The 13,272-nt window shown below is 69.4% G+C and carries 11 protein-coding genes; 3 read left to right on the forward strand and 8 right to left on the reverse strand.

Translation table 11 applies throughout. From position 1 onward, the window contains the following. Positions 1–15 precede the first annotated feature (15 nt). The 8 genes from AC1DTW_RS00605 to AC1DTW_RS00640 form a co-directional block, all read right to left on the reverse strand. On the reverse strand, positions 16–855 hold the full coding sequence (locus tag AC1DTW_RS00605) for an alpha/beta fold hydrolase (RefSeq protein ID WP_477978043.1): 840 nt from the start codon (positions 853–855) through the stop codon (positions 16–18). A gap of 70 nt (positions 856–925) precedes the next feature. Continuing rightward, positions 926–2,002, reverse strand: a complete 1,077-nt coding sequence (locus AC1DTW_RS00610) for a branched-chain amino acid ABC transporter permease (protein ID WP_477978045.1) — start codon at positions 2,000–2,002, stop codon at positions 926–928. Positions 2,003–2,014: 12 nt separating this feature from the next. After that, entirely contained in the window at positions 2,015–3,055 is a 1,041-nt protein-coding gene (locus tag AC1DTW_RS00615; protein WP_477978047.1) for a branched-chain amino acid ABC transporter permease, read from the reverse strand. Continuing rightward, positions 3,052–3,795 (reverse strand): ABC transporter ATP-binding protein, encoded by a 744-nt coding sequence (locus AC1DTW_RS00620; protein ID WP_477978049.1) that lies wholly within the window; start codon positions 3,793–3,795, stop codon positions 3,052–3,054. The genes AC1DTW_RS00615 and AC1DTW_RS00620 overlap by 4 nt, the downstream gene beginning before the upstream one ends. Further along, on the reverse strand, positions 3,792–4,547 hold the full coding sequence (locus AC1DTW_RS00625) for an ABC transporter ATP-binding protein (RefSeq protein WP_477978051.1): 756 nt from the start codon (positions 4,545–4,547) through the stop codon (positions 3,792–3,794). The genes AC1DTW_RS00620 and AC1DTW_RS00625 overlap by 4 nt, the downstream gene beginning before the upstream one ends. Positions 4,548–4,647: 100 nt before the next feature. After that, positions 4,648–5,859, reverse strand: a complete 1,212-nt coding sequence (locus AC1DTW_RS00630) for a substrate-binding domain-containing protein (RefSeq protein WP_477978053.1) — start codon at positions 5,857–5,859, stop codon at positions 4,648–4,650. 237 nt (positions 5,860–6,096) lie between these two features. Further along, positions 6,097–8,310: a TonB-dependent receptor plug domain-containing protein gene (locus AC1DTW_RS00635; RefSeq protein ID WP_477978055.1), complete on the reverse strand. Its 2,214-nt coding sequence runs from the start codon at positions 8,308–8,310 to the stop codon at positions 6,097–6,099. Positions 8,311–8,354: 44 nt separating this feature from the next. Further along, entirely contained in the window at positions 8,355–9,875 is a 1,521-nt protein-coding gene (locus AC1DTW_RS00640) for a sigma-54 interaction domain-containing protein (protein ID WP_477978057.1), read from the reverse strand. A gap of 157 nt (positions 9,876–10,032) precedes the next feature. On the opposite strand from AC1DTW_RS00640, the gene AC1DTW_RS00645 reads away from it, so the two are divergent. From AC1DTW_RS00645 to AC1DTW_RS00655, 3 genes are all read left to right on the forward strand, one after another. Next, positions 10,033–11,352 (forward strand): malonyl-CoA decarboxylase, encoded by a 1,320-nt coding sequence (locus tag AC1DTW_RS00645; RefSeq protein ID WP_477978059.1) that lies wholly within the window; start codon positions 10,033–10,035, stop codon positions 11,350–11,352. 67 nt (positions 11,353–11,419) lie between these two features. Further along, on the forward strand, positions 11,420–12,451 hold the full coding sequence (locus AC1DTW_RS00650) for a Bug family tripartite tricarboxylate transporter substrate binding protein (RefSeq protein WP_477978061.1): 1,032 nt from the start codon (positions 11,420–11,422) through the stop codon (positions 12,449–12,451). 28 nt (positions 12,452–12,479) lie between these two features. Then, the gene (locus tag AC1DTW_RS00655) at positions 12,480–13,268 is read left to right on the forward strand and encodes an enoyl-CoA hydratase/isomerase family protein (protein ID WP_477978063.1); all 789 of its coding nucleotides are present in this window, start codon (positions 12,480–12,482) and stop codon (positions 13,266–13,268) included. Positions 13,269–13,272 lie beyond the last annotated feature (4 nt).

Here is a 13,272-nt window from a genome sequence, read left to right on the forward strand (position 1 = left end):
CGAAGGCGCCGGCGCTCAGACGCCGGCCAGGAAGCGTTCCACCAGCGCGTACTGTTCGGGCGTATTCAGCGCCGGCGCATGGCCGCAGCCGGCGATCTCGACGACGACCGCGCAGGGGCCGCGCTGACGCATCTGCTCGGCCGTCGCGGGCAGCAGCAGGTCGGAGCTCTCGCCGCGCAGGCACAGCACCGGGATGTCGAGCCGGTCCCAGTCGTCCCACTGCAGGTAGTCGTCGGTGTGGTGGGTGAACTGCATCACCATCGCCGGGTCGTAGTGCGGCGTCACGCGGCCGTCGGGCAGGCGGCGCGTCGAGGTCTCGGTCAGGCGCCGCCACTGCGCGTCGGTCAGCGCGCCATAGGGCTTGTAGACGCTGCGGAAGTAGCTTTCGAGTTCGCTGACGGTCGCGAACGCGGCCGGGTTGCCGGCGTAGCTGCGGATGCGCTCGATCGCAGCCTGCGCGAGCTCGGGCCCGTTGTCGTTCAGGATCAGCCGCCGCACGCGGCCGTGCAGCGCGTTGGCTGCGACCCGTGTGCCGATCGCGCCGCCCATCGAGGTGCCGAGCCAGTGGAACTGCACCAGGCCGAGCTGATCGACCAGCGCGACCGCGAGCTTCTCGTAGAACGCGAGGCAGTACTCGCGTTCGGGCTGCGGGCTCCACTGGCTCAGGCCGCGGCCGATCGTGTCGGGGCAGATGACGCGGTAGCGCGTGGCGAGGTGCGCGGCCACGTCGTCCATGTCACGGCCGGTGCGCGCGAGGCCGTGCCAGGCGATCACCGTCTCGCGGTGCTGCGCGCCCCACTCGGTGTAGTGGAGTTCGCGGCCCTCGCACACGAGGTAGTTCGACGTGAAGCTCACTGGGGCACCCTACGCGCTGCGCGCGGTCCCGCCGAGCGGGAATGAGCCCCTTCGGGCGGCCGTGCGGGACTCACGCGCCCGGCCCTCGGCGACGCATCGCGCGCAGACGCCCGACGACGCCACTCGGAAAGTGATAGACCGACAGCACGAACAGGATGCCCAGCCACAGCAGCCAGCGATCGGGCGAGACGAGTTGCGAAACCACCGGGATGCCTTCGACCGCCGACGCACCGAGCTTCATCAGGTCCTGCAGGTAGTTCTGCGCCAGCACCAGCAGCACGCTGCCGATCACCGCGCCGTAGATCGTGCCCATGCCGCCGATCACGACGATCAGCAGCACGTCCAGCATGATCTCGAACGACAGCGTCGTGTCGGGCCCGGTGTAGCGCAGCCAGAGCGCGAGCAGCACGCCGGCGAGCGTCGCGAACAGCGCCGACAGCACCGAGGCGAGCGTGCGGTACACGACGGTGCGGTAGCCGATCGCCTCGGCGCGGAAGTCGTTCTCGCGGATCGCCTGCAGCACACGCCCGAAGGGCGAATTGACGATGCGCAGCAGCATCAGCACCAGCGCGAGGGCCGCGAAGAACAGCAGGTAGTACGTGACGAAGCGCCCGTCGATCGATGCGCCGAGGAACGGCGCGGCGAGGTACTCGGTGCCGGGCCGCAGCGCTTCGGGCACCTTGAAGGTCAGGCCGTCTTCGCCGCCGGTGAAGTCGGACAGCTGCGAGGCGAGCGCGAGAAACGCCGACGCGACCGCGAGCGTGATCATCGCGAAGAAGATCGCCTTCACGCGCAGGCTGAACAGCCCGATCACGAGCGACAGCAGCAGTGAGATCAGCAGTGCCGCGGCGACGCCGAGTGCGACCGCGCCCCACGTCGGCCCGATCGAGGTGCTCGCGATCGCGACGCCGTACGCGCCGATGCCGAAGAACATCGTGTGCGCGAAGCTGACGATGCCGGTGTAGCCGAGCAGCAGGTCGAAGCTCGCGACCAGCACGATGAAGACGATGATCTTCGCGCTGACGTTCAACGCCTTCGTGCCGGGGAACAGGAACGGGGTCAGCGCCAGTGCGAGCACGATCAGCGCGAGCAGCAGCGCCAGCCCGCGGTTGCGCGGCAGGTCGTGCGAAAGAAGTCGGTTGAGCATCGCTTTCAACGCCTATCGGTTCGCGACCGGATACAGGCCCTGCGGCCGCCACAGCAGGATCGCGACCATCAGCCCGATGTTCGAGAACATCGCGACCTTCGGCGCGAGAAAGCCGGTGTAGTTCGCCATCAGCCCGACCAGCAGCGCGCCGATCAGGCAGCCCATCGTCGAACCCAGGCCGCCGATGATGATCACGATGAAGATCAGCACGTTCACGTGCGCGCCGATCTGCGGCACGACGCCGTGCTGGTAGATGCCCCACAGCGCGCCGCCCAGGCCCGCGAGCGCCGAGCCGGCGACGAACACGCCGACGAACAGCCGCCGGATGCGGTAGCCCAGGCTCTCGACCATCTCGCGGTCCTGCACGCCGGCGCGGATCAAGAGGCCGAGCTTGGTACGGTTCAGCGTGAACAGCATCGCGACCAGCACCAGCACGCCGACCGCGGTCGCGAGCAGCCGGTACTTCTCGACCGCCGCATCGCCGAACAGCGTGACGACGCCGCGCAGCGCCTCGGGCATCTCGACGGTGATCGGCGTCGGGCCCCAGATCACCTTGATCAGCTCCTCGCCGATGATCATGCCGCCCATCGTGATCAGGATCTGCTTCAGGTGCTGGCCGTACACCGGCCGCACCAGCACGCGCTCGAAGCCCCAGCCGACGGCGCCGGCGATCAGCATCGCCACGAGCATCGTCGCGAACACCGGCACGAGGTTGCGCCAAAGTTCGGGCGAGGTCGTCCAGCCGCTCATGGCCGTCAGCACGCTCATCGCGAGGTAGGCGCCGAGCGCGATGAACACGCCGTGGCCGAAATTCAGCACGTCCATCAGGCCGAACACCAGCGTCAGGCCCGACGCGATGATGAAGATGATCATCCCCATCGCGAGGCCCGCGACGGTCAGCGTGACCCAGGTGCTGGGCGAGCCGATCAGCGGCAGCGCCAGCAGCGCGAGCAGCACGACGAGCGCGATCGGAATCCAGTCGAAGCTCGCCTTCGGGATGGCAGCCGCGGCCTGTGCCGGCGTCGCGAGCGTGGTGGTGGTGGTCGTGCTCATTGATGGGCCCCCAGCGACAGCCCGAGAAACTTCTGCTGCAGCGCCTCGTCGTCGGCCAGCTCGGCCATTGCGCCGGCGTGCACGACGCGACCGTCGTCCATCACCGCGACATGGTCGCCGAGTGCCTTCGCGACGCCGAAGTTCTGCTCGACCAGCAGCACCGTCGTCTGCGTGCGCTTCAGTTCGCGCAGGGCCGCGATCAGGTTCTGCACGATCGCCGGCGCGAGGCCCTTGCTCGGCTCGTCGATCAGCAGCAGGCGCTGCTCCTCGACCATCGCGCGGGCGATCGCCAGCATCTGCTTCTGGCCGCCGGAGAGCTTGCCGGCGGGATAGAGCCAGAACTTGCGCAGCGCCGGGAACAGGCCGAACAGCCATTCGAGCCGGACCGTGTCCATCTGCTCGACGGTGCGTGCGTTGCGTGCCGCGAGCAGCAGGTTCTCGCGCACCGTCAGGTCGCTGAAGATGCCCATGTTCTCGGGCACGTAGGCGATGCCGAGTTGCGCGATCTCGGGTGTCGCGCGCTGGCCGGCGCGGCCGCCGATCGGCCGGCCGTCGAAGCTGACTTCGCCGCTCGACGCCGCCCACAGCCCCATGATGGTCCGCAGCGTCGTCGTCTTGCCGGCGCCGTTGCGGCCGAGCAGCATCGTCACCTGGCCCGCCGGCACATCGAGGTCGACGCCATGCAGGATGTGATAGGCGCCGATGTGCGTGTGCACCCCCTTGAGCGACAACAGGCTCATGCCGCTTCCTCCGCGATGATCCCGAGGTAAGCGCTCTGCACCACCGGCGACGCGATCACCGCGGCCGGCTCGCCGTCGGCGACGAGCTGGCCGTTGTGCAGCACGATGATGCGGTCGGCGAGCTCGCGCACGACGTCCATCTTGTGCTCGACCAGCAGGATCGTCTTGTCGGGCTGCTGCTTCAGCGCACGGATCAGGTCGAGGATCACCGGGACGTCGTCGACGCTCATCCCCGCGGTCGGCTCGTCGAACATGTAGACGCTCGGCTCGAGCGCCATCAGCATCGCGACCTCCAGCTTGCGCTGGTCGCCGTGCGGCAGGCTGCTCGCGGGCGCATCGGCGCGGTCGGCGAGTGCGACGAGCGTGACGAGCTCCATCGCGCGCTCGAGCGTCGCGCGCTGGGACAGCCACACCGACCACAGGTTCAGGCCCTGCCGGCGGCGCGACTGGACCGCGAGCCGCACGTTCTCGAGCACCGACAATCCCGGGAACAGCTGCGTCAGCTGGAACGCGCGGCCCAGGCCGCGGTGCGTGCGCGCCGACGCGGCCTCGTTCGTGATGTCGACCCCATCGAGCCGCACCGAACCCTCGCTCGCACGCAGCTGGCCCGAGATCAGGTTGAAGTAGGTCGTCTTGCCAGCGCCGTTCGGCCCGACGATCGCGGTCAGCGTGCCAGGCGCGAACGCGCACGAGACGTGGTCGACGGCCACATGACCGCCGAAGCGAATAGTGAGGTTAGAGGTCTCGAGCACGGCGAAGCGCTGCCAGTTTGTAGTTCTGACTGGAACCCCCTCCCGGAGGGGGCCCGGGGGAGCAGTGGTCCTGCACGGCGTGCCGCCGCAATAAGCGCGTTCAGCGCTTGTTGCGGACAGGCACTTCCATCTCTTCCGGCTTGATCTCGCGCACCAGCTCCGGCACGCCCCAGGCGAACGCCGGGTCGGCCTTGATCTTGAAGTGGTACATGCTCTGCATCGCCTGGTGGTCTTCCTTGCGGAAGGTCATCTTGCCCTTCGGCGATTCGAAGCTCATGCCTTCCATCGTCTTGATCAACTTGTCGGTGGCGGTGTCGCCGTTCGTCTTCTTCAGCGCCTCGACGAGCGCGATGCCGGCCGACATGCCGCCCGCGGTGAAGAAATCCGGCGGGGTCTTGTACTGCTTGTAGTGGTTCGCGACCAGCCACTCGTTGACCGGGTTCTTCGGGATGCCGAAGTAGTAGTAGGTCGCGCCTTCCATGCCCGGGAACTGCTTGTACGAGACCATCGCCGGCATGATGTTGCCGCCGGTCGCGATCTCGATGTTGTAGCGCTTCAGGTCGAGGTCGGCGATCTTGAACGGGTTGCCGGCGCCGGCCCAGATGATCCAGATCACCTTGCGGCCGGGCTGGTCCTTGAGCTTGTCGATGATGCGCTGCGCGCCGGCAGTGAAGTCGGTCGTGCCCTGCGGCAGGTACTCCTCGTGGACGATCTTGGCCTTCTTGATCGAGTCCTTGAAGGCCTTCACGCCGTCACGGCCGAACGCGTAGTCCTGCGCGAGCGTCGCGATGCTGGTGCCGACCTTGTCCTGCGCGACCGCGTTGCTGATCGCGTCCTGCGAGCTGTTGCGGCCGGTGCGGAAGATGTACTTGTTCCACTTGTCGCCGGTGATCGAATCGGCGACCGCGGGCTCGACCAGCAGGACCTTCTTGTACTCCTCGGCGACCGGCAGCAGCGCCAGCGCGACGCCCGACGAGCTCGGCCCGACCGCGATGTCGGCCTTGTCGTCGCCATACGCGGTGGCGAGCAGGCTCTTGCCGACGTCGGGCTTGCCCTGGTCGTCCTTCTCGATCACGACGAGCTTCTTGCCGGCCACCGTCATCGTGCCGTTGGTCGCGTAATCCAGCCCCATCATCAGGCCGGTCTGGGTCTGCTTGCCGTAGGCCTCGAGCGGGCCCGACTTGCTGTAGACGTGGGCGATGCGGATCTCGCCCTTGCCCTGCGCCAGCGCGAGCGGCGAAGCGGCCAGCGCGGCGGCGAGCGCCAGGACGCCGAGCACGGCGCGACGCGGAATCGACGGTTGGAACGGCATGGGCGAGTCTCCTGAACAGGGTCGTTGGCTTCTGAAATTCGCCCGGCGCACGCGGCACCGGATGGGCGGACGACGCAATCGCTGTGCCACAGCGCACCGTCTTAGTGCAAACCCTGAGGCACCCCGGCGAATCGAGCCCGACCGACGGCCGAACGGGTGCGGTAAATGTCCGGCATCAAGGCAATTTCGAAACGGAGATGGATGCTTGTCAGGCAGTGTGCGGCGAGCCGGACTGGCTCACAGCTTCAGTTCGAGCCGCAACTGCAGGTTCAGGAAGGTCGGTGCGTTCGTCAGCGAGGTCTCGCGCAGGTTCGCGCCGAGGTCGTCGACGCTGCTGCCGGTCAGGTAGTCGCGTGGGTTCAGGTTGCTCGCGCTCAGGCGCAGCTGCGCGCTCGGGCTGAAGACCCACAGGCCATAGGCATCGATCACGACCTTGCGGCCCTGATAGGCGGTCTGGATCTCGCTGACGCGGGTGTCGTAGGCGGGCGTCCAGTTCAGGTTGCCGCCGAGCGTCAGCGGCCAGCCGGGCACGCGGTAGTCGGCGCCGAGGTTCGCGGTGTAGCCGGGTTGCTGGTCGAGCCGGTTGTCGGGGCCTGGCACGGCCTTCACGCGCGAGCGGAACAGGCTCGCGTTCGCGCGCAGGTCGAGCTTCGGCGCGGCGTCGATCACGTCACTGAGGCGCAGCTTCGCCTCGAGCTCGAGGCCCTGCGTCATCGCATCGCCGATGTTCTGCGGCCGCGACACGAAGCGTGGCTGGCCCGGCGACCACGAGACCGCTTCGAGCGCGGTCTGGCTGCGCATGTAGTTGCGGATCTGCCGATGGAACAGGTTCGCGCTCAGCAGGCCACCGGCTGCGGGATAGCGCTCGAACGCGATGTCCAGCCCGGTCGCGAGCTCGGGCCGCAGGTTCGGGTTGCCGGCGCGATCCGGCTGGGTCGGCGTGTTGCTGCCCGGCGCCGGGTAGCGGCTGTTGAGGCTCGGCCGGCCGATCAGGTTCTGCAGCGTCGGCGAACGGTAGCTGCGCGTCAGGCTGAAGCGGACCTGATCGCGGCTGTCGGGCTCGGGCTTCCAGACCGCGTGCATCAACGGCGTCCAGACCTTGCTGCGATTCGTCTGTTGGCCGGTGCCGTTCTCGCCGCTCGCGCCGCGCGTCGCGATGCCCTCCCAGCGCAGCCCGGCGTGCGCGGCCCACTGCGGCGTCAGGTTCCATTCGTCCTGCGCATAGGCGGCGAAGCGGCTCGTCGACGCGGCAACGTTGTCGCCGAAGTTCGCGAGCAGCATCGGATCGTTCGTCGTGCGCGTCTCGGTGCGCCGGTTCGCCTCGCCTTCGGCGCCGGCGACGAGGCTGTGCTCGCCAGCCAGCGTGCGGATGAACTTGGTCGCAAGCAAGGCGTTGCGATCGAGCGTGTCGCCGTGGTCGTCGAGCACGCGGCTCGGTGCGCCGCCGCTGAACTCGGTGCGCAGGCTGCGGCTGATGCTGCGGCCCTGGCCGAGCCCGAACTTCGATTCGAGCCGGCCGCCGGCATCGAGTCGGTGGTTCCACTGGCCGTTCAGGCGCAACAGCGCGAAGCTGCCGTCGCCCGCGGTCGTGCTGGTGTCGTACGGCACCGGCAGCGCACCGACGGTCTGCGTCAGCGTGCCGCTGCGCTGCGTCGTGCCGGCGCCGTAGATCAGCAGCGGCATCAGCGTCACCGAATCGACGCCCTGCGCGCCGCGCCACTGCAGCCGGCCGGTCGCGTGCACGCCATGGCGCTTGTCGCGCACCGCGCCGACATCGCGTTGCGCCAGGCTCACGCTGTCGTCGGCGAGGCTGCGGTCGACCGTCGTCGTCGTGCTGCCGCTTTCGCGATCGGAACCGAACGCGCTGAGCGAGACGTTGACGATGAACGGCCCGATGGCCTCGTTGCGCGTCCACGAGGCGCTCGGCTGCAGCCGGTCGTTCTCGATCGCCGCGCTCAGGCGCACATCGTTGATGTGCTTGTTGAAGCCTTCGCGCGTGATGATGTTGATCGTGCCGGCGATCGCGCGCGCGCCGGTCTCGGCGGTCGGCGCACGCAGGATCTCGATGCGTTCGATCTGCTCGGGCGTCAGCGAATCGAGCGAGAAGCCGGGCGGCACGCGCTGCCCGTCGAGCAGGACCTGCGTGTAGCCGCTGCCCAGGCCGCGCATCCGGATGTTGCCGCCGCGCCCGGGCCGGCCCTGCAGCGTGACGCCGGGCAGGCGCTTCAGCACGTCGCCGAGGTTGCTGTCGCCATAGCGCTCGATCTCCTCGCGGCCGACGACGATCTTCGCGGCGGTCGACTGGCGCCGCTCCTCGAGATCGGACGCCCGCGTCGCGGTGATCTCGACGCGGTTCAGTTGCGTCGCCGCGGCGGAGGCGGCGGGCATCGGCGCGACCGGCAGCGTCTGCGCTGTCGCGACGGCGCCGCCCTGTGCCAGCAAGGTCGCCACGAGCACTCGCCCGCGCAGCGTGCGACCCCTCGAGCCGCCCCTTTTCAACGGGCGGCGTCGCGCTGCGCCAGCGCGAGCTTCTCGTACAGCGTCGCGCGCGAGATGCCGAGCAGGCGCGAGGCCGCGAGCTTGTTGCCGCCGGTCGCGCGCATCGCGTCGCGAATCGCGCGACCTTCGAGTTCGGCGACCGCTTCGGAGAGCGGCTTGACAGCGATGCCCGCCGCGGCGACGGCGTCTTCGGGCACGTCCGACCCCGGTGCCGCGCGCGCCGGCGTCGATGACGACGGCGCTGCCGGCCCGCTCGACGCCACCGGCGCATCGGCCGCAAGCGCGCCGAAATGCGCCGCGGTCAGCAGCAGGTCGTCGGTCATCAGGCTGGCCTGCTCGAGCGCGTTGCGCAGCTCGCGGATGTTGCCGGGCCAGCGGTGCCGCGCGAGCAGGTCCAGCGCATCGGCCGACAGCGTCTTGTGCGCCAGGCCGCTGCGCCGCGCGATGTCTTCCGAGAGTGTGTCGACAAGAGCCTCCAGATCGGGCAGGCGCTCGCGCAACGCCGGCAGGCGGATCGGCAGCACGTTGAGCCGGTAGTACAGGTCGGCGCGAAAGCTGCCGGCCGCCACCATCGCCGGCAGATCGCGGCTCGTCGCGGCGATGATGCGCACGTCGATGCGCTGCACCTGGTTGCTGCCGAGCGGTTCGACCTCCTGCTCCTGCAGCACGCGCAGCAGCTTGCTCTGCAGCGCGAGCGGCATGTCGCCGATCTCGTCGAGCAGCAGCGTGCCGCCATCCGCCAGCTTGAACTTGCCGTCGCGCCCCTTGCGCTCGGCGCCTGTGTACGCGCCCGGCGCGACGCCGAAGAACTCGGCCTCGAGCAGGGTCTCGGGTACCGCGGCGATGTTGACCGCGATGAAGGGCTTGGCCGCGCGCCGGCTCGCGGCGTGGATGCCGTGCGCGAGCAGCTCCTTGCCGGTGCCGGTCTCGCCGAGCAGCAGCACCGTGCTGTCGGTCTGGGCGACGCGCCGCGCCTGGCGCTTGACCTCGACCGCCGCCGGGCTCGCGCCGATGAAGCTCGCGATCGTGTGCTTGGGGCGACGCTGCTGGGTCAGGTGCGCGGCGAGCTCCTGGCGCGCCGATGCGAGTTCGCGCTCGAGCTGCGCGAACTTCGCGGTCAGCGGCCGCATCGTCGTCTCCGGATGGTCGAGCAGCACCATGCCGATCGCGCCGATCACGCTGCCGTGCGCGTCGCGCAGCGGCAGCCGGCTGACGAGGAAGGTGCCGGCCTTGTTGGTCAGCAGGTCGACGAGGATCGCCTGGCCGGTGTCGATGACCTGCGCCATCAGCGTGTTCGGCACGACCTCTTCGACGCGCCGGCCGACGAAATCGGATTCCTCGTGCTCGAGCGCCGGCAGGAACTGCTTGTAGCCCTCGCTGATCCAGACGATGCGGTGCGCGCGGTCGACCACGAACATGCCCATCGCGGCGCTCGCCAGCGTGTCGAACATGCTCTGCGCGGCGAGCTTGAGCATGCCGTCGGCATCGCCGGGCAGGGTCGGTGGGAGTGCGTGCATGCAGAGGCGTCCGGAGTGTCGGTTTGGCGGACACTGTAGCGGCCGCGCGCCGCGCCCGCCTCGGGGTGAACCCAGTTCGAATCCGGCCGAACAGCATCCGGCCGCGCCTGTTGGTTAGAGTGGATGGGGTTCGATGAACGATCACTTTCGCGCGACCATGCTTGAAGACCTCACCAAAGACCTCCGCGAGGCCGCCCGCCGCGTCAGCGGCGACTTCGGCTTGCGCGGGCTGCTGTCCGACTGCAAACGGCTGCTCTCCGAACGCGGCGAGGCCAACAGCGTGGCGATCGCGCGCCACCTCGTCGCGCGCTTCGCCGCTTTGCCCGAGGCGCAGCGGGCGACCTTCTTCGAGCGCCTGGCGCGCGACTTCAGCCCCGATCCGAAGACCGTGCTGCAAAGCGCGCAGGCCTACGCGAACGAGCCCAGCGCATCGAACCTGATGCTTCTCACGCGCAGCACCGAGCCGCCGCGCCAGGAGCTGCTGCGCCGCATCAACCGCCTGCCGGGCGGCACGTCCAGCATCGTCGCGATGCGGCATGCGCTGCTCGCGCGCATCGCCAAGCAGCCGGAGCTGCAGGCGGTCGAGGCCGACTTCCTGCACCTGCTGTCGAGCTGGTTCAACCCGGGGTTCCTGCAGCTGCAGCGCGTCGACTGGAACTCGCCGGCACAGCTGCTCGAGCAGATCATCCGCCACGAAGCCGTGCACCAGATCGACGGCTGGGACGACCTGCGCCGGCGCCTGCAGCCCGATCGCCGCTGCTTCGCGTTCTTCCACCCGCAGCTGCCGAACGAGCCGCTGATCTTCGTCGAGGTCGCGCTGCTGCCCGAGATGCCGGCGGCGATCGCGCCGCTGATCGACAAGGCTTCGCAGCCGCTGTCGGCCGGCCAGTTCAAGGTCGCGGCCTTTTACTCGATCAGCAATTGCCAGCCGGGATTGAAAGGCGTGTCGCTCGGCAACTTCCTGATCAAGCGCGTGGCCGACGAGCTGAAGCGCGAACTGCCGCAGCTGAAGACCTTCTGCACGCTGTCGCCGATCCCGGGCTTCGCGCGCTGGGTGCGTGCCGGCGCGCCCTGCGACGGGCTGCCGAAGGCGCGCGCGCAGCGGTTGGCCGAAGCCCACGAGGCGCTGCTCGGCGCGCTCGGCGATCGGCCCGATCGCCTGGACCGGCTCGCGAGCGCGACGGCGCTGCGCGCCCTGCCCGCCGAAGCGACGCAGGCGCTGCTTCGGCTCGGTGCGTACTATCTCGGCTTTCACTCGCCGGCGCATGGCGGCGACCCGGTGGCGCGTTTCCACCTCGACAACGGCGCGCGCCTGGAGCGGCTGAACGCGCTCGGCGATCTCTCGCACAAGGGCGTGAACCAGTCGTTCGGCCTGATGGTCAACTACCTCTATGACCTGAACCGGGTCGAGGCCCATCATGAGAAATTCACCCAGGGAGAAGTCGCGCATTCGCGCGCCCTGGCGACCTTGCTCTGAGCGCCGACGCGACGAGCCCGGATCTCCTGCCACGCAGAGGGCAGGCCCACCTATCGACGGAGACAACATGAGCACTGAAACCCTTTTTCGCACGCCATCCCGCGGCCTGAGCCGGCGCCGCCTGCTGCAGGCGGCCGCGGCCGGTTCCGCGGCCGCGTCGTCGCTGCTGGGCAGCCCGCTCGTGCGCGCACAAGGCGCGTGGCCGAACCGGCCGGTCACCTTCGTCGTGCCGTTCCCGAGCGGCGGCGGCACCGATGCGTTCGCGCGCCCCTTAAGCGCGCAGCTGACCCGATCGCTCGGCAAGCAGGTGATCATCGACAACCGCGGCGGTGCCGGCGGCACCGTCGGGGCGACGATCGCCGCGAAGGCCGCGCCCGATGGCTACACCTTCTTCATGGGCGCGGTGCACCACGCGATCGCGCCGGCCATGTACCCGAAGCTCGACTACAACCTCGAGACCGATTTCGTGCCCGTCGGCCTGATCTCGAACGTGCCGCAGGTCATCGTCGTGAACCCGCAGCGCGTCCAGGTCGCCGACCTGAAGGGCCTGCTTGCGCTGCTGCGCGCGAACCCCGGCAAGCTGAACTACGCGTCGGCCGGCAACGGCACCTCGCACCACCTCGCGGCCGAGCTGTTCAAGCTGCAGACCAAGACCTTCATCACCCACATCCCGTACCGCGGCGCCGGCCCGGCGCTGCAGGACCTGATCGCCGGCCAGGTCGACCTGATGTTCGATGGGCTGGGCTCGTCGGCCACGCACATCAAGAGCGGGCGCATCAAGGCGCTCGCGGTCGCTGCGCCGAAGCGCGCGCCCGGCTTCCCCGACCTGCCGACCTCCATCGAAGCGGGCGTGCCGACCTACCAGGTCGCGACCTGGTACGGCCTGTGGGCGCCGAAGGGCACGCCATCGGCGATCGTCGAGCAGATGCGGGCCGAGATGCGCAAGGCGTTCGCGACGCCCGAGCTGCAATCGACCTGGAACGGCCTCGGCGCCGACACGCCGAACCTCTACGGCGACGAGTTCGGCGCCTTCGTCACGCGCGAGACGAAGCGCTGGGCCGAGGTCGTGAAGAACTCCGGCGCGAAGCTGGACGGATGAGCCCGGTGGCGCGCAAAGGGCTCTCGTCATGAGCGGCATCCTTCATTTCCACGCCGACGCGGGCGACGGCGTCGCGCGCGTCGTGCTCGACCATCCCGGCAAGCTGAACGCGATCGACATCGCGATGTGGCGCGAGCTGCGCAGCGTGTTCCACGCGCTGCAGGCGCTGCCGGTGGCCAATGCACCGCGGGCGGTGATCGTCAGCGGCGCCGGCGGCCATTTCGCGTCGGGCGGCGACATCCACGAGTTCGCGAGCTTCCGCTTCGTCGAGGCGCAGCTGCACGAGTTCCACGAGCACATCGTCGCGCCGGCGCTGCATGCGATGCTCGATTGCGAGATCCCGCTGTTCGCGCAGATCGATGGCGCCTGCATCGGCGGCGGCTTCGAGATCGCGGCCTGCTGCGACATTCGCGTCTGCGGCGATTCGAGCCGCTTCGGCGCGCCGATCGCGAAGCTCGGCTTCCCGATGGCGCCGGAAGAGCTCGCGCTGCTCGCGCGCGTCGCGAGCCCGGCCGTGCTGCGCGAGATGCTGCTCGAGGCGCGCCTGTTCGACGCGCCGCGCGCGCTGCAGCTCGGCCTGGTGCATGCGGTCGCGGCCGACGACGAGGTCGCCGCGCAGACGCTGCACCGTGCGCGCGCCGCCGCCGCGCTGTCGCCGCAGGCCGCGCGCATCAACAAGCGCACACTGCGCCAGCTCGCTGGCGGCGGGCCGACGCCGGAACAGCGCCGCGCCCACTTCGACTACGCCGCCAGCACCGAACACCGCGAAGGCGTGACAGCCTTCATCGAAAAACGAAGCGCCCTCTTTCGACCGTGAATCT

This window comes from Rhizobacter sp. P5_A1, from assembly GCF_056400745.1.